At 73.0% G+C, this 26045-nt stretch carries 22 protein-coding genes and 1 pseudogene; 11 read left to right on the forward strand and 12 right to left on the reverse strand.

The window, feature by feature from the left end:
* Window positions 1–32: 32 nt before the first annotated feature.
* The 3 genes and pseudogenes from AKI01S_RS53320 to AKI01S_RS10745 form a co-directional block, all read right to left on the reverse strand.
* Window positions 33–263: a DUF7455 domain-containing protein gene (locus AKI01S_RS53320; RefSeq protein WP_067814514.1), complete on the reverse strand. Its 231-nt coding sequence runs from the start codon at window positions 261–263 to the stop codon at window positions 33–35.
* 131 nt (window positions 264–394) lie between these two features.
* Window positions 395–1467, reverse strand: a pseudogene (locus tag AKI01S_RS10740) (ABC transporter permease).
* On the reverse strand, window positions 1464–2366 hold the full coding sequence (locus AKI01S_RS10745) for an ABC transporter ATP-binding protein (RefSeq protein WP_067814577.1): 903 nt from the start codon (window positions 2364–2366) through the stop codon (window positions 1464–1466). Before AKI01S_RS10745 ends, AKI01S_RS10740 begins: the two are co-directional and overlap by 4 nt.
* 174 nt (window positions 2367–2540) lie before the next feature.
* Here AKI01S_RS10745 and AKI01S_RS10750 point away from each other — a divergent pair, with 174 nt between their 5' ends.
* Together AKI01S_RS10750 and AKI01S_RS10755 are read left to right on the forward strand one after the other, a co-directional pair.
* Window positions 2541–4631 (forward strand): DNA gyrase/topoisomerase IV subunit B, encoded by a 2091-nt coding sequence (locus tag AKI01S_RS10750; RefSeq protein WP_067814517.1) that lies wholly within the window; start codon window positions 2541–2543, stop codon window positions 4629–4631.
* Window positions 4632–4787: 156 nt separating this feature from the next.
* Window positions 4788–5483: a hypothetical protein gene (locus tag AKI01S_RS10755; protein WP_067814520.1), complete on the forward strand. Its 696-nt coding sequence runs from the start codon at window positions 4788–4790 to the stop codon at window positions 5481–5483.
* Window positions 5484–5499: 16 nt separating this feature from the next.
* Here the strand turns inward: AKI01S_RS10755 and AKI01S_RS10760 are convergent, their stop codons facing one another.
* Window positions 5500–6630, reverse strand: coding sequence for a hypothetical protein (locus AKI01S_RS10760; protein ID WP_067814522.1), 1131 nt, complete (start codon window positions 6628–6630; stop codon window positions 5500–5502).
* Window positions 6631–6757: 127 nt separating this feature from the next.
* On the opposite strand from AKI01S_RS10760, the gene AKI01S_RS10765 reads away from it, so the two are divergent.
* On the forward strand, window positions 6758–8053 hold the full coding sequence (locus AKI01S_RS10765) for an FAD-binding oxidoreductase (protein ID WP_245681568.1): 1296 nt from the start codon (window positions 6758–6760) through the stop codon (window positions 8051–8053).
* A gap of 73 nt (window positions 8054–8126) precedes the next feature.
* Window positions 8127–9497 carry an APC family permease gene (locus tag AKI01S_RS10770; RefSeq protein WP_067814524.1) on the forward strand — a complete coding sequence of 457 codons (1371 nt, stop codon included), beginning with the start codon at window positions 8127–8129 and terminating at the stop codon, window positions 9495–9497.
* A gap of 81 nt (window positions 9498–9578) precedes the next feature.
* Here the strand turns inward: AKI01S_RS10770 and AKI01S_RS10775 are convergent, their stop codons facing one another.
* Window positions 9579–9866 (reverse strand): hypothetical protein, encoded by a 288-nt coding sequence (locus AKI01S_RS10775; protein ID WP_067814526.1) that lies wholly within the window; start codon window positions 9864–9866, stop codon window positions 9579–9581.
* Window positions 9867–9911: 45 nt separating this feature from the next.
* Window positions 9912–11771: a CocE/NonD family hydrolase gene (locus tag AKI01S_RS10780; RefSeq protein ID WP_083999325.1), complete on the reverse strand. Its 1860-nt coding sequence runs from the start codon at window positions 11769–11771 to the stop codon at window positions 9912–9914.
* A gap of 138 nt (window positions 11772–11909) precedes the next feature.
* Here AKI01S_RS10780 and AKI01S_RS10785 point away from each other — a divergent pair, with 138 nt between their 5' ends.
* The 3 genes from AKI01S_RS10785 (at window position 11910) to AKI01S_RS10795 (ending at window position 15493) form a co-directional block, all read left to right on the forward strand.
* Window positions 11910–13433 carry a N,N-dimethylformamidase beta subunit family domain-containing protein gene (locus tag AKI01S_RS10785; protein ID WP_218009631.1) on the forward strand — a complete coding sequence of 508 codons (1524 nt, stop codon included), beginning with the start codon at window positions 11910–11912 and terminating at the stop codon, window positions 13431–13433.
* Window positions 13434–13664: 231 nt separating this feature from the next.
* Entirely contained in the window at window positions 13665–14834 is a 1170-nt protein-coding gene (locus AKI01S_RS10790; protein WP_218009632.1) for a sensor histidine kinase, read from the forward strand.
* Window positions 14831–15493 carry a response regulator gene (locus AKI01S_RS10795; protein WP_067814535.1) on the forward strand — a complete coding sequence of 221 codons (663 nt, stop codon included), beginning with the start codon at window positions 14831–14833 and terminating at the stop codon, window positions 15491–15493. Before AKI01S_RS10790 ends, AKI01S_RS10795 begins: the two co-directional genes overlap by 4 nt.
* A 12-nt stretch (window positions 15494–15505) precedes the next feature.
* Here AKI01S_RS10795 and lipP1 read toward each other — a convergent pair whose 3' ends face one another.
* Genes lipP1 through AKI01S_RS10810 form a run of 3 tightly spaced genes read right to left on the reverse strand, consistent with a single transcriptional unit; the run spans window position 15506 to window position 18354 of the window.
* Entirely contained in the window at window positions 15506–16438 is a 933-nt protein-coding gene (gene lipP1, locus AKI01S_RS10800; RefSeq protein WP_067814537.1) for a LipP1 family hormone-sensitive lipase, read from the reverse strand.
* 17 nt (window positions 16439–16455) lie between these two features.
* Complete coding sequence (locus AKI01S_RS10805; RefSeq protein WP_067814539.1) at window positions 16456–17217, reverse strand: glucose 1-dehydrogenase; 762 nt, start codon at window positions 17215–17217, stop codon at window positions 16456–16458.
* Window positions 17218–17226: 9 nt separating this feature from the next.
* A complete protein-coding gene (locus AKI01S_RS10810; RefSeq protein ID WP_067814581.1) occupies window positions 17227–18354 on the reverse strand; it encodes an LLM class flavin-dependent oxidoreductase in 1128 nt (375 codons plus the stop codon).
* Between the two features lie 124 nt (window positions 18355–18478).
* On the opposite strand from AKI01S_RS10810, the gene AKI01S_RS10815 reads away from it, so the two are divergent.
* Window positions 18479–19108, forward strand: coding sequence for a PadR family transcriptional regulator (locus tag AKI01S_RS10815; protein ID WP_083999327.1), 630 nt, complete (start codon window positions 18479–18481; stop codon window positions 19106–19108).
* A gap of 37 nt (window positions 19109–19145) precedes the next feature.
* Here the strand turns inward: AKI01S_RS10815 and AKI01S_RS10820 are convergent, their stop codons facing one another.
* Entirely contained in the window at window positions 19146–19856 is a 711-nt protein-coding gene (locus tag AKI01S_RS10820; protein WP_067814541.1) for a TetR/AcrR family transcriptional regulator, read from the reverse strand.
* 128 nt (window positions 19857–19984) lie between these two features.
* Between AKI01S_RS10820 and AKI01S_RS10825 the strand changes: the two genes are divergently transcribed.
* Together AKI01S_RS10825 and AKI01S_RS10830 are read left to right on the forward strand one after the other, a co-directional pair.
* Window positions 19985–21472 (forward strand): APC family permease, encoded by a 1488-nt coding sequence (locus AKI01S_RS10825; protein ID WP_067814543.1) that lies wholly within the window; start codon window positions 19985–19987, stop codon window positions 21470–21472.
* Window positions 21469–23109 (forward strand): amidohydrolase, encoded by a 1641-nt coding sequence (locus AKI01S_RS10830; protein ID WP_067814545.1) that lies wholly within the window; start codon window positions 21469–21471, stop codon window positions 23107–23109. The genes AKI01S_RS10825 and AKI01S_RS10830 overlap by 4 nt, the downstream gene beginning before the upstream one ends.
* Window positions 23110–23133: 24 nt before the next feature.
* Here the strand turns inward: AKI01S_RS10830 and AKI01S_RS10835 are convergent, their stop codons facing one another.
* Together AKI01S_RS10835 and AKI01S_RS10840 are read right to left on the reverse strand one after the other, a co-directional pair.
* Window positions 23134–24084, reverse strand: coding sequence for an acyl-CoA dehydrogenase family protein (locus tag AKI01S_RS10835; protein ID WP_067814547.1), 951 nt, complete (start codon window positions 24082–24084; stop codon window positions 23134–23136).
* On the reverse strand, window positions 24081–25211 hold the full coding sequence (locus AKI01S_RS10840) for an acyl-CoA dehydrogenase family protein (protein WP_067814549.1): 1131 nt from the start codon (window positions 25209–25211) through the stop codon (window positions 24081–24083). The genes AKI01S_RS10835 and AKI01S_RS10840 overlap by 4 nt, the downstream gene beginning before the upstream one ends.
* Window positions 25212–25717: 506 nt before the next feature.
* Here AKI01S_RS10840 and AKI01S_RS10845 point away from each other — a divergent pair.
* Window positions 25718–26045, forward strand: a 328-nt coding sequence (locus tag AKI01S_RS10845; RefSeq protein ID WP_067814551.1) for a hypothetical protein, incomplete at its 3' end; no start/stop codon positions are given.

Raw genomic sequence — 26045 nt, forward strand, 5'->3', positions numbered from 1 at the left:
GACCGCCGTTCCCGGATTCTTTTATGTAAGGGCTACCGCTCCTCGACGGCCGCGGCCGCCGGGGTTTCGCGAAGCCGGTCGCTCTCGTCCTGAATGTCGGCCCCGTTCGCACGGAGCGCCTCTGCGTACTTGCGTCCGTGGTGGGCGCAGAACAGAAGGTCGCCGCCGCCTACAAGGACTGCTCGGACGTAGGCCTGGGCGCCGCAACGGTCGCAACGGTCGGCGACGGTCAACGGCTTGGTCGGGGCAAGGGCTCCAGTCACGGCACCTTCCTCATGCTCGGGGTCGGTACTTAGGACAACATCTAACCCGACCAGGACGTTCCCAACCTGGTTCCGCGTACGCCCAGAGCAGAATGCGGCCAATAGTGACCGAGGTCACACTCATTCGGGGGTCAGGAGTCGTCCCAGCGGAACATTCGCGCCGCCACGACCGCCCCCACCGCCGCGATCCCGAGCAGGGTCACCAGCTGCGGCACGGCGCTCCCGGCGCCCAGGCCGCGACCCATCACGTTCAGCATTCCCTCGTTCAGGTAACCCAGGGGGAAGACATGGGAAAGAGTTCGCATCCATCCCGGAGCCCCGTCCAACGGGAAGAACGACCCGCCCAGGAACGCCATCGGCAGCACCACCAGCTGGGTCACCGTCTGCGCGGACTCCTGCGTCCGGCCCACGCCCCGATGACCATGCCGATCGCCAGGAACGCCAGCACACCCGCCACAACCAGCGGAACCGCCATCCACCACGCCCCCTGCAGCCGCAACCCGAAGAACGGCAGCGACGCCACCCCCAGGAACACCGCCAGTTGCAGCAGCGCCACGGCCACGCTCACGACCACCCGCGCCCCGAACAACGTCCAGACCGGCGCCGGGGACAACCGCAGCCGCCGCAGCAGACCCCGCGTCCGCCACGTCACCAGCGTCTGCGACGCCCCGAACACACCCGCCGACGCCAGCGCCCACCCCAGCAGGCTCGGCGTGAAGAACTGCACGGCGCCCAGCGACTCGTCCTCCACCCGCTGGGACCGCAGCGAGAACCGGGGCTCCCTCCCCGACGCGGCGACGTCGGCACTCTGCACGATCGAGCCCAGCAGGCCCCGCACCGTCCCCGCCTTCACCGGATCGGCCACCGAGTAGTGCGCCACCAGCACGTCCCCGTGCTGCTCCACCACCGCGTCCGCGTCCCCCTCGGCGACCTTCCTCAGCGCCGCCGCCCGGTCACCGCCACGCTCGACCGCCAGGGTGTCGGTCAACGCCCGCCCGGCCCGCCCGACCGCCTGCTCCAGCACCGGCGCCGCCCCCACCTGGACGACCCTGACCTTCGGCGTCGACTGGTGCCCGAACACCCCCGCGAACACCACCAGGAACAACAGCGGGAACAGCACCGTGAAGAACAACGCCCCCCGATCCCGCACGAACCCCGCGAACAACGCCCACGAAAGACTCCTCAGACCACCCACCCCGTTCACGCCCGGTACTCCCGTCCGGTCAGCTCCAGGAACACGTCCTCCAACGTCGCGCCACGGATCCCCACACCCGCCAGCGCGCCCCGCGCCGCCAGCGCCGCCACCACCGCCGACGGATCCCGCGTCTGGACGGTCAGCGAGACGCCGTCGTCCTCCGCCCCGTCCACACCCGGCAGCGACAACGCCTCCGACGCCGTGAGCACCCCCGCCGCCACGCTGACCCGCGCCGGCGCGTCCAACCCCCGCACCAGCGCCGCCGGAGGACCCAGCTCCAGCACCCGACCCGCGTCCACGATCGCGACCCGGTCGCACAGGACCTCCGCCTCGTCCATGGAATGCGTGGTCAGCACGATCGTCCGACCCCCGGTGTTGATCGCCCGCAGCACGTCCCACAGGTTCCGCCGCGCCTGCGGATCCAGCGCCGCCGTCGGCTCGTCCAGGAACACCACCTCCGGGTCGTGCACCAGCGCACACGCGATCGACAACCGCTGCGCCTGCCCGCCCGACAGGGCCTCCACGCGCGTGTCGGCCTTCCCCGCCAGACCCACCGACTCCAACATCTCGTCCGCGCGCCGCCCCGGCACCCCGTACAACGACCCGAACGTCCGCAACTGCTCACGCGCCGTCAACCGCTCGAAGAACGACGACGCCTGCAACTGCACCCCGATCCGGGGCAGCAACCGAGGATCACGCGGCCACGGCGCCAGCCCCAGGACCGACACCTCGCCCCCGTCAGCCCGCCGCAACCCCTCGATGATCTCCAGGGTCGTCGTCTTGCCCGCCCCGTTCGGCCCCAGGATCCCGAAGAACTCACCCGCGGCCACGTCGAACGAGATACCGTCCACCGCGTTCACACCGCCGTACCTCTTGCGCAGACCGCGCACACTGATGGTGTATGCCATGATCTGGACACTAGGAACACGGACCGCGCCGAACACCCGCCCACGGGTGGAGACCGCGGAATCCACCCACCGAACGACCCGCCGCCCTCCCACGGGCGGCGAGCCTTGTGAAGGACTGTCAGTGCCCGGAGGTAACCTCTTGGCCGACGTCCGACCCCCGAGGAGCACACGCAGTTGACCGCCACCGCAGCTGAACCGACGACCGACGACCAGCAGGGCTACAGCGCCCGGCACCTCTCGGTGCTCGAAGGCCTGGAGGCCGTGCGCAAGCGTCCCGGCATGTACATCGGCTCGACCGACAGCCGCGGACTCGCCCACTGCCTGTGGGAGATCGTCGACAACTGCGTCGACGAAGCCCTGGCCGGATACTGCACCCACATCAGCGTCATCATGCGCGCCGACGGCTCCTTCGAAGTCGGCGACAACGGCCGCGGCATCCCCGTCGACATCGAACCCAAGACCGGCCTCCCCGGCGTCGAACTCGTCATGACCCGCCTGCACGCCGGCGGCAAGTTCGGCGGCGTCTCCTACACCGCCTCCGGCGGCCTCCACGGCGTCGGCGCCTCCGTCGTCAACGCCCTCTCCGCCCGCCTCGACGTCGAGGTCGACCGCGACGGCTCCACCCACGCCATCAGCTTCAAACGCGGCCTCCCCGGCGAGTTCGCCGACGACGGCCGCCCCAACGCCCGCTTCAAGAAGAAGTCCGGCCTGCGCGCCATCCGCAAGGTCGCCCGCCGCACCACCGGCACCCGCGTGCGCTTCTGGCCCGACATGCAGATCTTCCTCCAGGGCGCCACCATCGAACGCGACCTGGTCATGGACCGCATGCGCCAGACCGCGTTCCTCATCCCCGGCCTCACCATCGACGTCCGCGACGAACGCGGCGACGAGATCGTCGAAGAGACCTTCCACTTCGAAGGCGGCATCAGCGAGTTCTGCTCCTACCTCGCCAAGGACGCCCCCATCATCGACGTCCTCCGCCTCCAGGGCCGCGGCCACTTCACCGAGACCGTCCCCGTCCTCGACGAACAAGGCCACCTCATCCCCACCGACGTCGAACGCGACCTCGAAGTCGACGTCGCCCTGCGCTGGGGCACCGGCTACGACACCATCACCAAATCGTTCGTCAACGTCATCGCCACCCCCAAGGGCGGCACCCACGTCCGCGGCCTCGACCGCGCCCTCATCCGCGTCATCAACGAACAGCTCCGCGCCACCAAACTCCTCAAGAACGGCGACGAGGACGTCATCAAGGACGACATCCTCGAAGGCCTCACCGCCGTCGTCACCGTCCGCCTCCCCGAACCGCAGTTCGAAGGCCAGACCAAGGAGATCCTCGGCACCTCGGCCGCCACCCGCATCGTCTCCCGCGTCGTCGGCGACGAACTGAAGGCCATCTTCGAGAACCCCTCCCGCGGCCAGAAACAGCAACTCCGCACCGTCCTCGAAAAGATCGTCAGCGCCGCCAAGACCCGCATCGCGGCCCGCACCCAGCGCGACAACCAGCGCCGCAAGAACGCCCTGGAGAACTCGGCGCTCCCGGCGAAACTGGTGGACTGCCGCACCACCGACGACCGCAGCGAACTGTTCATCGTCGAGGGCGACTCGGCCCTGGGCACCGCGAAGCTGGCCCGCAACTCCGAGTTCCAGGCCCTGCTGCCCATCCGCGGCAAGATCCTGAACGTCCAGAAGGCGTCGGTCGCGGACATGCTGAAGAACGCCGAGTGCGCCGCGATCATCCAGGTCATCGGAGCCGGGTCAGGTCGGACATTTGACATTGATGCGGCAAGGTATGGCAAAGCAGTCATTTTGGCCGACGCTGACGTTGATGGCGCACACATCAGATGTCTGCTTTTGACCCTCTTTTACCGCTATATGCGGCCAATGCTTGAGGCGGGACGCGTGTACTCCGCGGTCCCGCCCCTGCACCGGATCGAGCTGGTCAAGCCGAAGAAGGGGCAGGACAAGTACATCTACACCTACAGCGACGCCGAGCTCCGCAAGAAGCTCGTCGAGCTGGAGCGCAAGAGCCAGCGCTGGAAGGAGCCCATCCAGCGCTACAAGGGCCTGGGTGAGATGGACGCCGACCAGCTCGCCGAGACGACGCTGGACCCGCGCTACCGCATGCTGCGCCGCATCCGCGTCGAGGACGCCGAGGAGGCGGCCAAGGTGTTCGACCTGCTGATGGGCAGCGAGGTCGCCCCGCGGCGCCAGTTCATCATCGCCGGAGCGAGCGAGCTGGACGTGGAGCGCATCGACACCTGACGTCCACCGGCGGACGGTTTCCGGGGTGTTCCGGGGGAGTGGGAACTCGCCCGGAGCACCCCGTTCGGGTTTGAAGGCCCCCGCCTGGACCGGCCGGAACGGCAGCCTTGCCGGACCTCCTGTCCAAGGCTCGAACGTCGCAGGAACGGAGCGGTCATGAGCGGCCTGACGGTCACTGAACGGCTACTGGAAAAGGCGCTTCTCGAACTCCGGGAAGCCTCCGGTGCGGAGGACCTCGAATGGCGGCGAGGCGACGTCCATGTGGAGCATGAGGACATCGAAGCGGAAGTCGCCGCCCTGTCCGAGGCGGCCGGCACCGTCCTTGACCCGAGGTTCAAGGAGGGGCTCTGCCGTTTCGATGAGATCTCGGCCTGCTGGTCCCTGGACTCTCCGAGGGAGCTCGGCGGCGAGTTCAGCGTGGTGAACCTCCACCAGGCCCTCGCCGAGAAGGCGCACGGCCATCCCCTTGAGGAGACGCTGACGCCGGACGAGCGGCAGCGGTGGTCGGAGCTGCGCCCGTTCGACGGCCACCCCGTGACGGGGACGGGGGAGTGGGTGGCCCTGCGCGTTAGCCCGGACGAGCCCATGCCCGAGCTCTGGTACTACCATCCCGAAATCGCGCCCTACAAGGGGCTCAGGATGGACATCGACTACTGCGGGTACCTCCGGAATCTGGCGATCACCAAAGGGGTCTACGGCTGGCAGAAACTGTTCTGCGACATCACTTCACTCGATGAGGACGACAGGGAGTACTTCCGAGCCGACATGGCGGAAATGCTCGAACTCTTCCCCGTGCTGTTCCCCGACCACGACTACGAGCCTCTGCGGCGACGCCTGGCCGAACGAAGCTGAGACCCGGCAGGCCCGGTCACCAGTCGCGGACTTGCTCCACGCCTGCGAGGAGGCTTTCCCTCGCCCAGGTCAGATCCTGGGCGAGGGTGGTTTCGGCCTGGTTCACCAGGTGGTCCAGGGCGGTGAAGAGTTCCTCGCGTTCGACGGTCTCGATGAAGCCGGTGCGGCGGTCGAGGGCGTTGAACGCCTCGCCGTACTCGCGGCCGATCTCGACCAGGCGTTGCGGGTCGTCGGTGGTGAGGGCTTCCAGGACCGCTCGCCGGGTCTTCCTGTACTGGGCGACGGCCTTGGTGTAGCGGGTGCGGCCGATGTGTTCGCGGCCGTCCCAGTCGCGGAGGGGGTTGTCGCGGTTCTCGGCGACCCATTCGGGTTTGCGGGCGCGGCGGATGTCGACGTGGACGCCGTGGGGGATCTGGGGTTTCCAGGTCGTGCGCATCGCGGTGGCGTATTCGGTGGGGATGCCGCTCAGGAGCAGTGATTCCAGGGCGGGGACGCGTTCGGGGAGCAGGCGGTCGTGTCGGGTCATCCCGAACAGGTTCACGATGTGGAGTCGCTGGAGGGACGGGAGTTCGTTGAGGCGTTCGGCGGCGGTCAGGAGGCCGAGGTCGCCGTGCAGGGACAGGTCGGTGAGGTGGGGGTGGTGCTCGACCAGGAGGCCGCAGTCGAGCGTGGTGATCTGCCGGACGGTCAGGTCCGTGATCTCGGGAGCGTGGTCGAGTTCGGCGGCGGTGCGGGTGGCCTTCCAGGGTTGTGGCAGGTCCCCGTGGTCGCCGGTGTCCCAGTGCCGTTGGCGGGCGAGCTGGTCGTCGACGCCCCAGCCGTGGGAGTAGGCGTTCGGTGGCTGGTCGCGGAGGAGGGGCAGGGTGCCGATGACCTTGAAGCCGCGGGGGAGGACCCACTCGTAGTGGCAGTGTTCGACGCCGCCGTTCCAGGCGTGGTGGGTCAGGACGAGGGGGGTGACGTCGCCGAGGTCGGTGACGGTGGCGGGTTCGGGGCCGGTCCAGTCCAGCGTGAGGACGGCGGCGGTCTCGTTGTCGGGGTCGAGGTGGGTGACCTGTGCGGCGACCCAGGTGTTGAGGGTGGGTGAGTGCCTGGTGACGATGTCGCCGGGGGCGATCGGTCGTGGGGGGACGCGCTGGCGGGGCATGCCGCTGATCATAGGTGCGGGCACTGACGGGGCTTCGGGAGCGGTTGTTACGGTGCTGGGCGTGCGGTTTCTTGATGCTCTGGCAGGGGTTCTGCCGTCGGATGTGATCGTCCGGGATGCCGATGTCGTGGCCGCCCATGCCCGTGACCAGGCGGCGTGGGCGCCGGAGGGGACGGCGTTGGCGCTGGTCAGGGCGCGCAGTGCCGAGCAGGTGCGGGACGTGGTCGCGCTGTGCGCCGAGTACGGGGTGCCGGTGGTGCCGCGTGGGGCCGGGACGGGGCTGTCCGGTGGGGCCAACGCCGTGGACGGCTGTGTGCTGCTGGCCCTGGACGGCATGGACCGCGTGCTGGAGATCGACGCGGCCGAGCAGATCGCGGTGGTGCAGCCGGGTGTCGTCAACGATCGGCTGCGGGAGGCCGTGGCCGAGCACGGGTTGTGGTATCCGCCGGACCCGGCCAGTTCTCCGTGGTCGACGATCGGGGGGAACGCGGCGACCAACGCGGGCGGGGTCTGCTGCGTCAAGTACGGCGTGACCGGGGATTACGTGCTGGGTCTTCAGGTCGTCACCGGTACCGGCAGGCTGGTGCGGGTGGGGCGGCGGACCCGTAAGGGCGTGGCCGGGTACGACCTGGCGGGGTTGTTCGTGGGGTCGGAGGGCACTCTCGGGGTGATCACCGAGGTCACCGTGCGGTTGCTGCCGCTGCCGAAGGGGGCGCCCCGGACGGTGGTGGGGGCGTTCGGTTCGCTGGTCGCGGCGGGGGAGGCCGTCGCGGCGGTGGCCGCGTCGGGGATCGCGCCGTCGGCGTTGGAGCTGGTCGACCGGTACTGCCTGCGCGCGGTCGACGACTGGAAGAACATGGGCCTGGCCGATCTGGGCGATGTGCTGCTGCTGGGGCGGGTCGACTCCGGTGACGAGGGTGAGGCGGCGCTGCTGCAACGCTGCTTCGACGAGGCCGGGGCCGGGTGGAGCACCCGGTCGACCGACGCCGAGGAGGCCGAGGCGCTGTTCGCGGCGCGGCGGCTGGCGTATCCGGCGTTGGAACGGCTCGGGCCCGTGCTGACCGAGGACGTGTGCGTGCCGCGGGGCCTGGTGCCCCGGATGCTGGGGCGGATCGAGGAGCACGCCCGGATCCACGGGGTGCACATCGCCAACATCGCGCACGCCGGGGACGGGAACCTGCATCCGCTGATCGTGGTGCCCGCCGGGGACGAGGCGGCGCGGGCGCGGGCGCAGGCGGCGTTCGAGGCGATCCTGGACGACGCGATCGCGTTGGGCGGGACCGTGACCGGTGAGCACGGGGTCGGGCTGCTGAAGCGGCGCGGCATGCGCGCCGAGGTCGGCGAGGACGTGCTGGAGCTGCACCGCGCGGTGAAGGCCGCGCTGGACCCGGCCGGGATCCTCAACCCCGGGAAGGTCATCTGAGCGCCACGGTTCGGTAAAACCTCGCATTTCGGGGTATCTGGGGCGGCACGCCGGGGTCGGAGAGCGGGGTGCCATGTCGGAGGGACCGGAGGAACGGGTCGATCCGCGCCGGCTGGAGGGCGGGCTGCGGCGCGTCGTCGGGCGCCGGACGCTGCTGCTGTTCGTGATCGGGGACATCCTCGGCGCGGGCATCTACGCGCTGGTCGGGAAGGTGTCGGGCGAGGTCGGCGGGGCGGTGTGGCTGCCGTTCCTGGTCGCGTTCGTGCTGGCGGCGCTGACGGCGACCGCGTACGCGGAGCTGGTCGGCAAGTATCCGCAGGCGGCGGGCGCGGCGCTGTACGTGAACCGGGCGTTCGGGGTGCCGTTCGTGACGTTCGTCGTGGCGTTCGCGGTGATGATGAGCGGGGTCACCTCGGCGAGCGCGGCGGCGCGCGCGTTCGGCGGCGACTACCTGGCCGAGTTCGTGTCGCTGCCGACGCTGGTGGGCGCCCTGGCGTTCCTGGCGGTCGTGACGCTGGTGAACCTGGTCGGGATCTCCGAGTCGGTCAAGGTGAACGTGGCGCTGACGCTGGTGGAGGCGTCGGGGCTGCTGGTCATCATCGTGATCGGGGTGTTCGCGCTGGTCGGCGGGGACGGGGAGCCGAGCCGGGCGCTGGAGTTCCATCCGGGGGGCGGGGCGTTCCTGGGGGTGCTCGGCGGGACGGCGCTGGCGTTCTACGCGCTGCTGGGGTTCGAGGACTCGGTGAACCTGGCGGAGGAGGCCAGGGATCCCGAGCGCGACTTCCCGGTCGCGCTGTTCGGCGGCCTGGCGGTCGCGGTGGTGATCTACGGGGCGGTGGCGTTCACCGCGACGATGCTGGTGGACGCCAGGACGTTGCGGAGCTCGACGGGGCCGCTGCTGGAGGTCGTGAAGGTGGCGGGGCTGGACTTCCCGCCGAAGCTGTTCGCGCTGATCGCGCTGCTGGCGGTCGGGAACACCGCCCTGATCAACATGATCATGGCGTCGCGGCTGGTGTACGGCATGGCGCGGGAGCGGATCGTGCCGCCGCCGCTGGGCGCGGTCCATCCGACGCGGCGCACGCCGTGGGTGGCGATCGCGTTCACCGTGGCGCTGGCGGTGGCGCTGGTCGCCACCGGGGACGTCGGCGGGCTGGCCGACACGACGGTGCTGCTGCTGTTGTGCGTGTTCGCGCTCGTCAACGTCTGCGTGCTGGTGCTGCGGCGCGAGCGCGTGGAGCACCGGCACTTCCGGGCGCCGACGTGGATGCCGGTGCTGGGCGCGGCGAGCTGCCTGTTCCTGACGCTGCCGATCACCGGCCGGGACGGCGAGGTGTACCTGCGGGCGCTGGTGCTGCTCGCGATCGGGCTGGTGTTGTGGCTGGTCAACCGGGTGGTGCTGCGGCGGACGGCCCGCTCCGGCGCCACCCGCCCCGGCCCGGGCTGAACGCGGGGGTGTAGCTAGTGCCACCCCGGGTCGGAAAGCCGCGTTACCGACAGCGCACCCCCTCCACCGGCACCTTGGTGATCACAGTGGTCGGGCGGTGCGGGGAGCGGGCGTGGCGGGGTCGGTGCGGGAGTGGTGGGCGGCGGTCGAACGGGCGCTGGAGCCCTGGCTGACGCTGCCGCCGGTCGCCGTCGCGTCGACCGGATGGCGGATCGTGGCGACCGCGCTGACCGGCGGGGACGCGGTGACGGCGTGGGGGCGGCACGACGCCGCCGCGCTGCTGGTGGCGGTGTTGTGGCTGCTGCCGTGGGGCGACCTGGCGCGGCGGGCCGTGCCGATGCTGGTGGACTGGCACGCCGCGGGGCGCATGGTGAGCGCCCCGCGCCGCCGCCAGCACCGCCGTCGGGGCCGCCCTCAGGGCTGGACCGGCAGCGCGACCCAGGAGGGGTTCTTCGGGTCGTGCCAGATCTTCAGGCCGGGGCCGACGGAGTTCCCGAGCTGGGGCAGCGGCGGGAACAGGTGGGGGAAGTCGGCGGTCTGCACCGAGATCCGCAGCCGGTGGCCGGGCTTGATCTCGGCGGCGATCGGGAAGACCTCGACGTCGACGGGGACCGGCCGGTTCTTCGGCATCGCCTTCGCCGAGCGCTTGGTGAACGGGTGCCACGGCCGCACGATCATCCCGTCGGCGCGGTCGCTTCTGTCCTCGTCCAGGGCCCGCAGCGACAGCACCTGCCAGCCCGCGGTGAGCTGGGTGGCGCGGCCGTCGGGGGCGACGTCCTCGACCCGCACCGTGACCTGGCCGTCCTTGGCGGCGCTGGAGACGGTCAGGTGCGCGTTGATCGGCCCGGCCAGGCGCAGCGGCCTGGTGACCGGCATGTCGTAGACGACGCCGAGCCGGTCGTTGGCGCTGTTGTCGTACTCGCAGGCCAGGCCGAAGAACTTCAGGAAGCCCGCGCCCGCCCACTGGATGGTGGAGCGGGTGCACAGCCCGGCGAACGGGTTGTAGGGCACCGCGTCGGGGCCGCCGCCGCCCTTGCCGGGGGTGAGCGTCCGGCCCCTGCCGAGCTGGAACGCCCGGTAGCGGACCCCGGCGGGCGGCCACTGGGTGGTGCTCTTCCACCTGCCGGAGCCGTTCTCGAAGTAGGTGACCGGTGGGACGTCGCGGTCCAGCCCGGGGTCGGGAACGTCCCGGACGTACCGGTCGAACCACCGCAGCATCAGGTCCGCCAGCGGCGGTCCGGGCGGGGTCGGCGTGCCGGGCAACGTGAGGCCGAGCGCCGGGGCCGCGCCGTCGATGTGGTACCAGGGCCCGTACACGAACCGCGCCGGGACCCGGCGCGCGAGCCGCTGGTAGAGCATCGGCTCGCTGCGCTGGAAGATGTCGAACTCGCCGCCCACGACGAACGTGGGCACGTTCACGCGGTCCACGACCTCCAGCGGCGACCGCGTCCGGTAGAACGGCCCGTCGAACGCCTTCTCGCCCCCGGTCAGCGCGTCGAGGAGCATTCGGATCTGGAAGTCGCCGATGTTGCCGAAGTGCTCGCGCAGCACCTGCCGCGCCTTCTGCGGGTCGCGGCCGGCGTAGGTGGGCGGGATCAGGCTGGTGCCGCCGACCGCCGCCAGCCAGAACGGGACGAAGCCCAGCCCGAGCTGGCCGCCCGTCCCGATGACGTCGCGGTAGGCGTCACCCATCGGCACCACCGGGAACAGCGCCTTCAGGCCCTTGGGGCGCTGCGCGGCGGTGAACAGCTGGTTGATGCCGCCGTAGGACGCGCCGACCATCCCGACGCGCCCGTCGGACCAGGGCCGCCCGCGGGAGGCCGCCCACTCGACGATCTCCCTGCCGTCGCGCTGCTCGCGGGCGCTGAACGCCTCCCACTTCCCGCGCGAGCCGCCCGTTCCCCGCACGTCCACGATGACCTGGACGTAACCGCGCTTGACCAGGTGGTCGCTGGCCATGTTCGCGCCCGGCAGGGTCTTGTTGTAGGGGGTCATGGTGACGATGACGGGGAACCGCCCGGCGACGGGCCTGCCGCCGCGCGCGGGGCGGCGGACGTCGGCGACCAGCTCGGTGCCGTCGCTCATCGTCAGGACGATGTCCTTCTCGGTGGCCACGTCGTAGGAGGCGGGTCGCGGCCGCCACGCGCCCGGGGCGGGCGCGGTGGCGGACGCGGTGGCGGGCGCTGTGGCGGGTGCGGCGTGAACGGCCGGAACTGCGGTGAGGGCGAGGGCTGCGGTGGCTAGGGGCGCGGTCCAACGAGTGACGCGGCGCATCGGCGGTACCTCCAGGCGCGGGTTTCCCGCCGGTAACGTAATGGTTCACTTACCGAACGGCAAGTATTGACCCAGTGTCCAGTAACGGCCGTCCCGTGGCGCCGCTCCCGCGCGGCCGCGTTCCGCCAGGTTGGAGGCGTGCCAACGAACCGGGGAACCGCCGTCCCCTGCCTGACGGCGTTGACGCTGCTCATCGCCGTGCCGGCCGCCCTGCTGCTCGCGGGCTGCGGCGTCCTGGGCGACGGCTGGTGGACCAACCAGGCGGCGCGGACGGTCCACGACCCGCACGCCGCCGGCACCGTCGTCGAGAACACCCGCCCCGGGACCTCCGACTGGCGGATCCGCCACAAGGGCGCCGAGCACGAGATCGAGGGCTACGCCGACCGGGTGAGCGTGCTGCCGGGCCAGAGCTTCCGGCTGTTCGTGTCGACCACGGCGGCGGGCTTCCGGGTGGAGGCGTTCCGGGTCGGCTGGTACGGCGGCGCGCAGGCCCGCAGGATCTGGACCTCGTCCCGCCGCCCCGGCACGAGGCAGGCCGCGCCCGTCGTCAGCGCCGGGACCCGGACGGTGACCGCGCCGTGGAGGCCGTCGCTGACCGTTCCCACCGCCCACTGGCCCGAGGGCGTCTACCTGCTGCGCCTCACCGCCGACACCGGCGCGCAACGCTACGTCCCCCTCACCCTGCGGTCGGCGAGCACCCGGGGCCGCGTGGTGGTCCTCAACGCCACCACCACCTGGCAGGCCTACAATCTGTGGGGAGGCCGCAACCTCTACCGGGGGCCCGGCGGCCACGACGACCGGTCCCGCGCCGTCAGCTTCGACCGGCCCTACGACAAGAACGGCACCGGCAAGTTCATGGGCTACGAGCACCCGGCGATCGTGCTGGCGGAGAAGACCGGCGTGCCCCTGGCCTACGCGACCGACAACGACCTGCACGCCGACCCCGGCCTCCTCGACGGCGCGCGCGGCCTGGTGTCCCTCGGCCACGACGAGTACTGGTCCACCCGCATGCGCGCCCACGTCACCCGCGCCCGCGACCGGGGCGCGAACCTGGCGTTCCTCGGCGCCAACGCGGTCAACCGGCACATCCGCCTGGACCCCACCCCGCTCGGCCCGGACCGCCTGGTCACCTGCTACAAGGACGCCGCCGAGGACCCGGTCTCCCGCACCGACCCGGCCGAGTCCACCCAGGACTGGCGGCTGCCGCCGCGCCCGCGCCCCGAGAGCGACGTCATGGGGATCATGTACAACTGCTTCCCGGCCACGGGGGCGTTCACGGTCCGCCGCCCCGACCACTGGCTGCTGCGCGGCACCGGGGCGCGGCGCGGCACCGCGTTCCCCGGCCTGATCGGACCCGAGACCGACGCGCTCAACCCCGACGGCCCCACCCCGCGCCCCATCGAGATCTGGGCGCACTCGCCGATCGACTGCGGCGGCACGCCCATGACCGCCGACGCCGCCTACTACACGACGGCGAGCGGGTCCGGCGTCGTCGCGACCGGCACCATGCGCTGGGTGTGCGCCCTGCGCGGCCCCGCCTGCGGGCACGGCGTCACCCGGCGGACCCAGCGCTTCGTCGCGACGGTCACCGGCACGCTGCTGCGGGAGATGGCGCGCGGCCCGCTCGGCGCCGCCCATCCCGCCCGCGACGACCGGCCCTGACGCCTCCACCCCGGGGTGGAGAACGGCGTCCCGCCCGCGACGACCGGCCCTGACGCCTCCACCCCGGGGTGGAGAACGGCGTCCCACCCGCGCTCCGATCCGCGACGGGGCGGGCCCACCTAGCGTTGCGGGCATGAACGCGCCGCTCACCGTCATGACCGCGACCGCCGTCCCCGACGGGGCGACGGGAGCGGGCCGCCCGCCCGGCACCGCACGGGTTAGCGTCGTCGCGTGAAGTTCAGGTGCTTGGGGATCCACGGCGGGCACGTGCGGGCGCTCCTGGTCGCGGCCGTGATGGTGTGGGCGTTCGGCGCCTATGTGCGCGACGCCATGCAGGGCTCCCCCCGGCCGGGCCTGACCGGCGCGGGGCTGGCCGTGACGGCGCTGAACGTGGCGTCGTTCGCGCTGCTGGCCGCCGGGATCGGGGCGGGCGGGGAGCGTCCCGGACGGCTCCACCGCAGGGTGCGCGACGCCGCCCCGTGGGCGGGGGACGCGCTGCTGCTGGCGGGCATGGCGACGTCCCTGGCCCTGTACGGGATCACCGACGCCGACAGCGGCGGGTTCTTCCTGACCATGGTCGCCCTGTGGGTGCTGGTCAGCCGGTGGCCGCTGCGCCGGGCGGTGCCGCTCGGCATGGCGACGATGGCGACGGTGTCGGCCGTCGGCATGGCCGTCGGCGACGGCCGCCTCGACACGGGGACCTACGTCGGGTTCATCGGGGTCATGCTCGGGGCGACCGCGCTGCGCGAGCGCCGCGCCGCCGAGTCCGAGACCCGCCGCGCCGAGGCCGCGGCGCTGCTGCTGGACGAGCGCACCCGCCTGGCCCGCGAGATCCACGACATCCTCGCCCACTCCCTGTCGGCGCAGCTCGTCCACCTGGAGGGCGCGCGGCTGCTGCTGTCGCGCGACGGCGACCGGACCCAGGCCCTGGACCGGGTCGAACGCGCCCAGAACCTGGCCCGCTCCGGCCTGGAGGAGACCCGCCGCGCCCTGGCCGCGCTGCGCGGCGACGCGCCCCCGCCCGACCGGGCGCTGGCCGGGCTCGCCGACGAGTACCGCGCCGCGACCGGCCGCGACGCCGCCGTCGAGGTCGTCGGCGACCCCCGCGAGCTCAGCCCGCCGGCGGCCCTGTCGGTGGTCCGCACCGCGCAGGAGGCGCTGACCAACGTCCGCAAGCACGCCCCCGGGGCCCGCGTCCGCCTCACCCTGCGCTACCTGCCCGGGCACGCCGAGCTGGAGGTCGTCGACACCGGCGGCACCGAACCCGGCCTCGACATCGCCGCGACCGGCTCCGGCTACGGCCTGGTCGGCATGCGGGAGCGCGCCGAGCTGATCGGTGGCACCCTGGAGTCCGGGCCGGAGGGGAAGGGGTACCGGGTGAAGCTGCGGTTGCCGGCGTGAGCGGGGAGCCGGTGCGGGTGCTGGTCGCCGACGACCAGACCGTCGTGCGGGAGGGCCTGGTCCTGCTGCTGGACCTGCTGCCGGAACTGCAGGTGGTCGGCGCGGCCGCCGACGGCGAGCAGGCCGTCGCGATGGTCGCCGAGCACCGCCCGCACGTGGTGCTGATGGACCTGCGGATGCCGCGCGTGGACGGCGTGGAGGCGACCCGGCGGATCAGGGAGGCCCACCCCGAGGTGGAGGTCGTCGTGCTGACCACCTACGCCGACGACGACTCGGTCTTCGCGGCGCTGCGCGCCGGGGCGCGCGGCTACCTCACCAAGGACGCCCGCGCCGAGGAGATCTCGGCGGCCGTGCGGGCGGTGCGCGCGGGCCGCTCCCTGCTGGACCCGGCCGTGCAGCGCCGCCTGGTGGAGGCCGTGGCGGGCGAGCGGGCCCCGGCCCGGTCCCGCCGCGCCGACCTGCCCGACGGGCTGACCCCGCGCGAGGCCGAGGTCCTCACGCTGATCGCGCGGGGACGGTCCAACGGCGAGATCGCCGCCGACCTGTTCATCTCCGAGGCGACGGTGAAGACCCACATCAACAACCTGTTCGCCAAGGCGGGCCTGCGCGACCGCGCCCAGGCCGTCACCTACGCGTTCCGCCACGGCCTGGCCGACTGAACGGGCCCCGCCTCAGCGGGCGGCGAGGCCCTCGCGCAGCGCCTCCACCACCGCCCGCCGGGCCTCCGCCGCCACCGGCAGGACGTGGTCCAGCGAGACGAACCCGTGGAACGCGCCCGCCATCCGCCGCGACCCGACCCTCACGCCCGCCTCCGCCAGCCGCGCCGCGTACGCCTCGCCCTCGTCGCGCAGCGGGTCCACCTCGGCGGTCAGCACGAACGCCGGGGGCAGCCCCGACAGGTCGGCGGCGCGCAGCGGGGAGGCGTGCGGATGGTCGCCGTCGGCCGGGTCGGCCAGGTACTGCTCCCAGTACCACCGCATGTGCGCCGAGGTCAGGAAACCACCGGTCGCGTACTCGGTGTAGGAGGGGGTGTCCCGCGCCGCGTCGGTCACCGGGTAGACCAGCAGCTGGAACGCCAGGTCCGGCCCGCCCTCGTCGCGGGCGCGCAGCGCGGTCACCGCCGCCAGGCAGCCGCCCGCGCTGTCCCCGGCCACCGCCAGCCGCGCCGGGTCGCCGCCGAGCGCGGCGGCGTGCGTGGCGGCCCACCGGACGGCCGCGAACGCGTCGTCCACGGCCGCCGGGAACCGGTGCTCGGGCGCCAGCCGGTAGTCCACCGACACCACGACCGCGCCCGCGCCGCGCGCCAGCACCCGGCACAGCCGGTCGTGGGTGTCCAGCCCGCACAGCACGAACCCGCCGCCGTGGAAGAACACCACCACCGGACGCGGCCCGCCCGCCCCCTCCGGCCGGTAGACCCGCACCGGGAGGCCGCCGTCGATCATCCGGTCCTCGACCCGCCCCACCGGGACCGGGTCGAGCTCGGGGGCGCGCGCCGCCGCCAGGACGCGCCGGGCCTCCGCCGCGTCGGTCACGGCGCCGCCGAGGTCCGGGAACGCCGCGGTCATGGCGGCGGCGATCTTCTCTGCCAGGGGGTCGAGGGGCATCGGGGACTCCGTCCGGATCAGTTCGGGATCTGCTGTGCCATCACGACCTGGCCCGCCGTCCAGCCGCCGTCCACGGCGACCTCCGAGCCGGTCATGTAGGAGGCGGCGTCGGAGACCAGGAACGCGACCGCCGCGCCGACCTCCCCGGGGACGCCGACCCGGCCGAGCGCGGCCGGCGGGAAGCCGCCCTCGCCGACCCGCGCGCCGTGCGCGGCGGTCATCGGCGTGTAGGTCATGCCGGGATGGACCGAGTTCACCCGGATCCGGTCCCGGCCCAGCTCCACCGCCGCGATCTTGGTGAGGCCGCGCACGCCCCACTTGGACGCGCCGTAGCCCGAGGTCAGCGGCAGCGCGGTCAGCCCGGCCGCCGACGAGATGTTGACGATGGAGCCGCCGCCCGCCGCGCGCATCGCCGGGATCACCGCCTTGGTCCCCAGCCACGCCCCGGTCAGGTTGACCTTCAGGACCTGCTCGAAGCGCTCCAGCGGCTCGTCCTCGATGGTCTGGCTGGAGGCGATCCCGGCGTTGTTGACCAGGCCGTCCAGGCGGCCGCAGGTCTCCACGGCGGTGTCCACCACGCGCCGCCAGGCCGCCGGGTCGGTCACGTCGTGCTCGACGAAGACCCCGCCGACCTCGGCGGCGGTCGCGCGGCCCTCCTCGGCGAGCAGGTCGGTGACCACGACCCTCGCGCCCTCGCGCGCCAGGTGCGCGGCGGTCGCCGCGCCCAGTCCCCGGGACCCTCCGGTGACGATCACTACCTTGCCCTGAAGTCCGGACATCGCCGCCCCCTACCTCTCGTCTCCCCTGAAGTGCGGGATGACCTTGTCTCCCCACCGCCTGATCGTCTCCAGGCAGGCGTCCTGCGGGACCGTCCCCATCTGGATCAGGCACATGACCTCGTCGACCCCGGCCTCGGCCAGGCGCTCGACGTAGGCGATCGCGTCGTCGGCGGTGCCGTAGGCGTGCTCGCCGCCGAACGTGGCGGTGGTGTGCGGACCCACCGGGATCCTCGCCTCGTGCAGGTGGGCGACCTGCTGCTCGGCGGCCTCGCGGAGGGCGGCGACCTCGTCGGCGCCCGGGCGCACGGCCTCGTCCGGCGGCGGCGCGCTCCCGTACCAGTGCGCGATCGACTGCGCGAAGAACCGCTGCCCGCGCGCCCCGATCCGCACCGCCTCCTCCCGGTCGTCCAGCACGATCGTCGGGCACAGGGCGGCGAAGTGGTCGTTGACGACCGTGGACACCCGCCGCTCGCCGGTGCGGGCCGCGATCGCGGCCGAGTAGGCGCGGCGCAGCTCGGCGATCTGCTCGGGCCCGGAGAAGCCCAGCACCAGCGCGCCCACCCCGTACTCGGCGGCGAGCGCGAGGGTGTCGCGCCGGGAACACGCCAGGAACAGCGGCGGGTGCGGCTCCTGGACGGGCCGGGGCAGGATCGGGTGCGGCGGGATGTCCAGCAGCTCGCCGTGCCACTCCAGCTCGTCGGCCTGCCAGGCCCGCGCGATGATCCGCAGCGACTCGTCCAGCTCGGCGCGGGTGCGGTCCGGGTCCACCCCGCACAGCGAGGTCTCCTGCCGCGTCGCGCCCCGGCCCGCGCCGAGGTCGAGCCGCCCGCCGCTCAGCACGTCCAGCATCGCCGCGCGTTCGGCGACCCGCACCGGGTGGTTGAACCCGAACGGCAGGCACACCACCCCGTGCCCGAGCCGGATGCGGCTGGTCCGGGCGGCGACGTAGGACAGGAACACCTCGGGCGCGCTCATGTGCGCGTACCAGCGCAGGCTGTGGTGCTCCACCGCCCACACCCGGTCGAAGCCCGCCTCCTCGGCGAGCACGGCCTGCTCCACGCAGTCGTGCAGCACCCGCCGCTCGTGCTCGGGGGTGGGATGGGCGAGCTGCGCCTCGAAGATCATCGAGAACCTCATGCGGGTCACCTCGGTCCGGTCGACGGCTTTGTATTCCAATTTGGAATATCTCGCCGGTCAGATCAAGCACTTGCTCGGTTCTTTCCGGACGGTCCGGCGCCGGGCCGATCGTTACGCTGGGGCCATGCCGACCCCGCCGCGTCCCGAGCCCGAGCCCGAGCCCGAACCCGACGCCGCCGACGCCGACGCCCACGCACGGAACGCCCGTCTCCCCGCGACCGCCTGGGCCGTGCTGGGGATCCTGTCGTTCGGCGAGGAGCTGACCGGCTACGAGGTCCGGCAGTGGGCCGACCACATCCTGCGGTTCTTCTACTGGAGCCCGGCGATGAGCCAGATCTACTCCGAGCTGAAGCGCCTGGAGAAGGTCGGGTACGCCGCCTCCCGCGAGCTGACCGCCGAGGACGGCCGCTCCCGCCGCGTCTACGGCATCACCGACACCGGCCGGGCGGCGCTGGCCGCGTGGGTCGGAGGGGCGCCGGTCGAACCGCCCGTCCTCAAGCACGGCCCGATGCTGCGGGTGTGGCTCGGCCACCTCGCCGACCCCGACCGCCTCCGCGAGGTCGTCACCCGGCACCGCGACGACTGCGACCGGCTGCTGAAGGAGGCCGAGCACTCCCGCGGCACCGCCGCGCGGGTCCCCGGCTGGAGCTACCCCGAGCTGGTCGCCCGCTGGGCCGCCCGCCACTACGCCGCCGAACGCGACCTCGCCGACCGCCTCCTGGCCGACCTGGACGAGCTGGCCTCCCGCCGCTGACCGCCGCTGACCGCCGCGAAGCCCCTCCGGCGTCGCCTCAGCGGGGGAGCCGCGTGGCGATCCCGTCCAGCAGGAGTTCGAGGGCGGCGGGGTAGGCGCTGCGGGTCATCGTCTCGGCCAGCGCGTCCGCGCACGCCGTGATGTTCGGGTACCGGTCGGCGGGCAGCCTGGCGTAGGTGGCGTGCCAGGCCCGCTGGTCGGCCTCGGCGGACGGGTGCGGGAGCGCGAACGCGGCGGCGTCCAGCACCGCGTACCCCAGGCTCAGGTCGATGAAGCTGTGGTAGTGCCGCGCCGCCTCCCGCGGCGGGAACCCCGCCGACAGCAGGACGCCCAGCCCGGTCTCCACGGCGCGGACCTCGTTGGGGCGGCGGGTCACCCGCGACGCCGACAGCGCCGCCGCCTGCGGATGGGCCAGGTAGGTCGCGTGGATGCGGTGGCCGATGTCGCGCAGGCTGGCGCGCCAGTCCGCCGACGGCTCGAAGTCGGCCAGGCCGCGCCGGATCAGCTCGTCGGCGACGGCCAGCACCAGGTCGTCGGCGTTGCGGAAGTACCGGTACAGCGACGACGGGTCGGCGCCCAGCGCGGCGCCGAGCCGCCGCACGCTGAGCGCCTCGGCCCCGTGCTGGCCGAGCAGCCGGATCGCCGTCGCCACGATCAGCTCGTGGGACAGCACCGTTCCGGACTTGGTGGGGCGGCGGCGCCGCCGGGTGCCGATCACCCGTGCGGGCTCGCGCGGAGGCTGGGACATGAGGGGATCCTTCGGTCGCCGGGCACCGCGAGCTTATGACAACACCATTGACGTGTGAAGCGCGCCACTGTTCCATACCGCTCACCCCCTCGCCGTGTCCCGCCCCCTCGTTCACGGAGCCGCCGCCCATGGAAGAGCCCACCACCGGACCCCCGCCCGCCGAGCTGCGCCGCTCGCTGGGCGTCGTCGACGGCGTCGTCATCGCCGCCTCCAACACCGCCGCCACCACCACCATCGGCGTCGGCCTCGGCCTGCTGGCCGCCTACGTCGGACGGCAGACGCCCGTGCTGCTGGTGCTGGCGTTCCTGCCGATCCTCGGCATCGCCGGGGCCTACGCCCGCCTCAACCGCTCCGAACCCAACTGCGGCAACGGCTACGCGTGGGTCGGCCGCACCCTGGGCCCGTGGCTCGGCCTGCTGGCGGGCTGGATCCCGCTGGCCGGCTCGGTCATCTTCCTCGCCTACACCACCTCCCTCACCGGCTCGGTGCTGATGCAGACCGCCGGAAAACTGGGCGTGACGTCCCCGCTCGGCTGGGACCTCGACCCCAACTCCACCGGGCAGAGCACGGCGATCGGCCTGGTGGTGCTGGCGGCGGTGACCTGGACGGCGGTCACCGGCATCACCAAGGCCGCCCGCTTCCAGGCCGGGCTGCTGGTCTTCGAGTACGTGGTGCTGCTGCTGTTCTGCGGCTGGGGCCTGGCGGTCGGGGACCAGCCGTTCTCGTGGGAGTGGCTGAACCCGTTCGCCGTCGGCTCGCTGTCGGGACTGGCCCAGGGGCTGGTGCTGGCGGTGTTCTGCTACTGGGGATGGGACGCCGCCTTCAGCGTCACCGAGGAGACGCGCGGCCCCGGCGACGCGGCGCGCGGCGGCTTCATCGCGCTGTGGACCGTGCTCGGGCTGTTCCTGCTGGGGGCGTTCGCGTTCCAGCGGGTCATGCCCGCCGAGGAGATGGCCGCCAACGGGGCCCAGGGCCTGGCCCACTACTCCGCCAAACTCGCCGGCGAGCCCCTGGCCACCCTCCCGCTGGTCGCGCTGCTGTTCTCGGTGCTGGCCTCCCTCCAGGCCGGGGTGATCCCCACCGCCCGCATCGCCCTGGCCATGAGCCGCGACCGCACCCTCGGCCCGGTCTGGTCGAAGGTCAGCGTCCGCTACGGCACCCCGGCCGCCGGCACCGTCCTGGTCTCCCTGGTCGCCGCCGCCATCGCCCTGCTGACCCTGGCGATCCCCAAGCTCAACGAGGCCATCCTCGCCCTGGTCAACGCGATCGGCATGCTGGTCGCCCTCTACTACGGCCTGACCGCCCTCACCTGCGCCGTGCGGTTCCGCGACCAGGTGCGCGCCGGACCCGGTCCCGCCCTGCGCGCGGTGGCCGTGCCCGCCGCGTCCGGGCTGGCGCTGCTCACCCTGGGCGGCTACCTGGTCCACCACTACGCGACCATGAGCGACGGCTTCGCGGTCAGCGCCGCCAACGGCTGGTTCAACCTGGCCTGCCCCGGCGCGGTCCTGGTCCTCGGCCTGCTGGTCGGCGCGGTGGCCAGATGGCGCCGCCGCTCTCCCTACTTCGACCGCCCGCGCGGCAGAGTGTTCCCACGACGAAAGGAAGTCTCCGCATGACCGACGCCGACCTGCTGTTCACGGGCGGCCCGATCCTCACCATGGACGCGGCCCGCACCTGGGCCAGCGCCCTGGCGGTCCGCGACGGGAGGATCGTCGCGGTGGGCCACCGGGAGGTCCACGACCTGCGCGGCCCGCGCACCGAGGTGGTGGACCTGCGCGGACGCCTGCTGCTGCCCGGCTTCCAGGACGCCCACATCCACGCCGTCATGGGCGGGGTGGAGCTCGGCCAGTGCGACCTGACCGGCACCACCGACCCCCGCGAGTACCTCCGCCGCGTCGCCGCCCACGCCGCCGCCCACCCCGACCGGGAGTGGATCGTCGGGGGCGGCTGGTCCATGGAGAGCTTCGACGGCGGCGTCCCCACCCGCGCCCTGCTCGACGAGATCGTCCCGGACCGCCCGGTCTACCTGGTCAACCGCGACCACCACGGCGCGTGGGCCAACACCCGCGCCCTGGAGATCGCCGGGATCACCGCCGCGACCCCCGACCCCGACGACGGCCGCGTCGAACGCGACGCCGACGGCGTTCCCGGCGGCGCCCTCCAGGAGGGGGCGATGGCGCTGGTCGCCGCGCACCTTCCCCCCACCACCGCCGAGGAGAAGCTGGCGGGCCTGCTGCGCGCCCAGGACCTGCTGCACAGCCTGGGCATCACGGCCTGGCAGGACGCGATGCTCGCCGGGACCGACGGCTACCCCGACCCCTCCGACGCCTACCTGACCGCCGCCCGCGACGGCCTGCTCACCGCCACCGTCATCGGCGCGCTCTGGTGGTCCCGCGGCCGGGGCACCGAACAGATCGACGACCTCCTGGACCGCCGCGAACACCTCACCACCGGCCGCCTCCGCTGCTCCACCGTCAAGATCATGCAGGACGGCGTGGCGGAGAACTTCACCGCCGCCATGACCAGCCCCTACCTGGACGCCTGCGGCTGTGCCACCGCCAACAGCGGCATCAGCTTCGTCGACCCCGAGGCGCTCAAGGGCTACGTCACGGCCCTGGACGCGCTCGACTTCCAGGTCCACTTCCACGCGCTGGGCGACCGCGCCGTCCGCGAGGCGCTGAACGCCGTGCAGGCCGCCCGCGCCGCCAACGGCTGGCGCGACACCCGCCCCCACCTGGCCCACCTCCAGGTGGTGCACCCCGACGACGTCCCCCGCTTCCGCGCGCTGGGGGCGACCGCCAACATCCAGCCGCTGTGGGCCGCCCACGAGCCGCAGATGGACGAGCTCACGATCCCGTTCCTGGGCCCGGAACGCGCCGCGTGGCAGTACCCGTTCGGCGACCTGCTGCGTTCCGGGGCGGTCCTGGCCGCCGGAAGCGACTGGCCGGTGAGCAGCCCCGATCCTCTTGAGGGAATCCACGTGGCGGTCAACCGCGTGGCCCCGGGAACGGACGAGAAGCCGTTCCTCCCCGACCAGGCCCTGGACCTGACAACGGCCCTGGCGGCCTACACGGCGGGAAGCGCCTACGTGAACCACCTGGACGACACCGGAACCCTGACCCCCGGCAACAAGGCCGACCTGGTCGTCCTGGACCGCAACCCCTACGAGAACCCGCCCGAGGCGATATCCGAAACCCGAGTGGCCATGACCTACACCTCCGGAACCCGGGTCTACGCCTCTCCCGACGCCTGACCGGCAACCCGGGCGTTCTTCGGGTCAGAGCAGGGTCATCAGGCGGGCCTTGTGGTCTGACGGGGAGCCCCAGGCCGAGTACAGGGCCCTGGCCTTTCGGATCCACAGGCTCGGGTCGTACTCGGCCGTGTAGGCGATCGCGCCGTGGACCTGGAGGGCGATCCTCGCCGCCGTGTAGGACGCTTCGGAGGCCGCCGCCTTCGCGGCCGACACGTCGCGGGGGAAGTCGTCGGTGCCGTAGGAAAGGGCCGCGGCGTGGACCAGGGGGCGGGCGAACTCCAGTTCCACCAAAGCGTTGGCCAGGTGGTGCTTGACCGCCTGGAACTCGCCGATCGGGCGGCCGAACTGGTGGCGGGTCTTCGCGTAGTCCACCGACACCTCCAGGAGGCGGCGGCCCACGCCCATCTGCTGGGCGGCGCAGGCCAGGGTGCCCAGGTCGAGGGCGCTCTCGGTGGCCTTTCCCAGGGAACGCGCGGCGGTCACCCCGAACAGGCGGCGGGCCGGGTCCAGGGAGGGACGGGCCTCTCCGGCGGGCTCGGCCTGGTGGAGCTCGCCGTTCTCGACGGTCAGGACCAGGTCGGCCGCGTCGGCGTCCAGCGCGTACGGGCGCGCGACCGTGGCCATGGCCTCGCCCGCGGCCATGCGGGGGAGCCAGGTGGCCGCCGCGTCCCCGCCCACCGACGCCAGCAGGGCGGCCGCCGCGACGGTCTCGGCCACGGGGCCCGGTACCGCGTGGCGGCCCAGCTCGTGCACGGCCGTCACCAGTTCGACGGGGAGGACGCCCGCGCCGTCGTGCTCCTCGGGGACGGCCAGGGCGAACACCCCCGCTTCCGCCAGGGAACGCCAGACGCGGCGGCCCGGCCCGTGGTCCCCCGCCGACCAGGCGCGGATCGCGGTGGGCGTGTCGGATCGGTCCAGCAGTTTGTGCAGGCTCTCGGCGAACAGCAGGTGCTCGCCGTCCAGGACGAACTTCACCGCGACCCCCTCGGCAGGCCGAGCACGCGCTCGGCGATCACGTTGCGCTGGATCTCGTTGGTGCCCGCGTAGATCGGCCCGGCCAGGGAGAACACATAGCCCTCCAGCCACTCGGACTCCAGCTCGCCGTCCGCGCCGAGCAGGTCCAGGGCCGTCTCGTGCAGGGCGATGTCGAACTCCGACCAGAACACCTTGTTCACGCTCGACTCCGCGCCGACGTCGTCGGTACGGGAGACCGTCTCGAAGCCCTTGAGCCGGTAGGCGCGGGCCCTGATCCACGCGTCGGCCACGCGGTCGCGCAGCGCGGTGTCGGACGGGTCGGCCCGCTCGCGCCACAGGTCGAGGAGGCGGCCCGCGGCCGCGGTGTACCGGCCGGGGGAGCGCAGCGTCAGCCCGCGTTCGTTCCCGGCGGTGCTCATCGCCACCCGCCAGCCGTCGTCCGGCGCGCCGATCACGTCGGCGTCGGGGACGAACACGTCGTCCAGGAACAGCTCCGCGAACGCCGGCCTGCCGTCCAGCCGCCCGATCGGGCGGACCGTCACACCGTCGGCGTCCAGCGGGAACATCAGGTACGTCAGCCCCCGGTGCCGCCGGGACTCGGGGTCGGAGCGGAACAGCCCGAAGCCCCGGTCGGCGAACGCCGCCCGCGAGCTCCACGTCTTCTGCCCGTTCAGCCGCCAGCCGCCCTCCACGCGGGTCGCCGTCGCCCGCAGCGCCGCCAGGTCGCTGCCCGCGCCCGGCTCCGACCACGCCTGCGCCCAGATGACCTCCCCGGACGCCATCGGCGGCAGGACCCGGGCGAGCTGCTCGGGGGTGCCGTGCTCGAAGAGGGTGGGGGCGAGCAGGTTGATGCCGTTCTGGCTGACCCGGCCGGGGGCGCCCGCCGCGTAGTACTCCTCCTCGAAGATCAGCCATTCGAGGGGGGAGGCGTCCCGGCCGCCGTACCCGGCGGGCCAGGACACGACCGACAGACGGGCCGCGCCGAGGGCGCGCTCCCACTCGCGGTGCGCGGCGAAGCCCTCCTCGGTCTCCAGCGACGGCAGCGGCCCGGGCGGAACGTGCGCCCGCAGCCAGTCGCGCACCTCGGCGCGGAACGCGTCGTGCCCGGGGGAGAAGTCAAGATCCATCGGCGGCCGCCTTCATCGGTCGGGGGTCGCGTCCGGCCAGGGGGCCTGCGGCCCGGCGGAACGCCCCGCCCAGCGCGCACGTCATGGCGGAGTTCCGCGCGGTGCGGTGCTCGGGCCGGTTCACCGTGACGGGACCGCACCGCTCGTGACGGACGACCATGCGCACCCCACTTCGTTCTAACAACTGTTTGGTAGATTAAAGCACGCGCCGGGCTGGACGCGCCGTTCTCCCGCCGGGTCCTGGAAGGGGGATGAAGGCGCCTGGTCGTCACCGTCCGCGACCTGATGTCGATCGGTGACGGTGGCGCGACCGGCTGGGGAGCCGGGTGGGCCGTTCCCGCCGGGGATGTTATTTCTCCTGGTGAACGGGGAAAAGCGAAGGTATGTCCGCCGCTGCGGGAAGCGGTTCGGCAACGGTAAGGAGTGGGTCAAGCCGCTCGCGCGCCCGCCGCCGGATGCTCACGATGGGTGACGGACTCCCCGGTGGGTTTCTGAGAGGACGCGGCGTGCCCAAGACCTGGATGATCGCGGAATACCTACGTCCCGTCGCGCAGTGGCGGATCGACCGTGCCGAGCCGCGCGACGAGGGCCGCAACGCCCGCGCCGCGATCGGCCTGCTCGACGCGGCCGCCTACCTGGCCGCCCTCGACGACGGGGACCCGGCCGTCGCGCGGCTCGCCGTCGCCGGATGCTTCACCGTCGACGGGTTCGACCCCGGACCCGAGGGCGAGGCCATCGTCCGCGACTGGCACTACGAGAGCGTCGCGGGCGGCCCCGCCGACCTCCTGGCCGCCCTCGCCGACGCCGCCGAGCGCGCCCGCGCGTCCGGCGCCG

Origin of the sequence: Actinomadura kijaniata NBRC 14229 (genome assembly GCF_001552175.1) — a bacterium.
In the GTDB taxonomy this organism is placed as follows: Bacteria; Actinomycetota; Actinomycetes; order Streptosporangiales; family Streptosporangiaceae; genus Spirillospora; species Spirillospora kijaniata.

What these genes read in the sequence shown, in the direction of transcription:
- AKI01S_RS10760 (WP_067814522.1), bottom strand. Translation starts at nt 6,630, where the DNA reads ATGCCCCGCCAGCGCGTCCCCCCACGACCGATCGCCCCCGGCGACATC.
- AKI01S_RS10775 (WP_067814526.1), bottom strand. Translation starts at nt 9,866, where the DNA reads ATGCGCCCCGCGGCGTGCCAGTCCACCAGCATCGGCACGGCCCGCCGC.
- AKI01S_RS10840 (WP_067814549.1), bottom strand. Translation starts at nt 25,211, where the DNA reads ATGGATCTTGACTTCTCCCCCGGGCACGACGCGTTCCGCGCCGAGGTG.
- AKI01S_RS10820 (WP_067814541.1), bottom strand. Translation starts at nt 19,856, where the DNA reads ATGTCCCAGCCTCCGCGCGAGCCCGCACGGGTGATCGGCACCCGGCGG.
- lipP1 (WP_067814537.1), bottom strand. Translation starts at nt 16,438, where the DNA reads ATGCCCCTCGACCCCCTGGCAGAGAAGATCGCCGCCGCCATGACCGCG.
- AKI01S_RS10745 (WP_067814577.1), bottom strand. Translation starts at nt 2,366, where the DNA reads ATGGCATACACCATCAGTGTGCGCGGTCTGCGCAAGAGGTACGGCGGT.
- AKI01S_RS10810 (WP_067814581.1), bottom strand. Translation starts at nt 18,354, where the DNA reads ATGAGGTTCTCGATGATCTTCGAGGCGCAGCTCGCCCATCCCACCCCC.
- AKI01S_RS10815 (WP_083999327.1), top strand. Translation starts at nt 18,479, where the DNA reads ATGCCGACCCCGCCGCGTCCCGAGCCCGAGCCCGAGCCCGAACCCGAC.
- AKI01S_RS10805 (WP_067814539.1), bottom strand. Translation starts at nt 17,217, where the DNA reads ATGTCCGGACTTCAGGGCAAGGTAGTGATCGTCACCGGAGGGTCCCGG.
- AKI01S_RS10830 (WP_067814545.1), top strand. Translation starts at nt 21,469, where the DNA reads ATGACCGACGCCGACCTGCTGTTCACGGGCGGCCCGATCCTCACCATG.
- AKI01S_RS10825 (WP_067814543.1), top strand. Translation starts at nt 19,985, where the DNA reads ATGGAAGAGCCCACCACCGGACCCCCGCCCGCCGAGCTGCGCCGCTCG.
- AKI01S_RS10770 (WP_067814524.1), top strand. Translation starts at nt 8,127, where the DNA reads ATGTCGGAGGGACCGGAGGAACGGGTCGATCCGCGCCGGCTGGAGGGC.
- AKI01S_RS10755 (WP_067814520.1), top strand. Translation starts at nt 4,788, where the DNA reads ATGAGCGGCCTGACGGTCACTGAACGGCTACTGGAAAAGGCGCTTCTC.
- AKI01S_RS10780 (WP_083999325.1), bottom strand. Translation starts at nt 11,771, where the DNA reads ATGCGCCGCGTCACTCGTTGGACCGCGCCCCTAGCCACCGCAGCCCTC.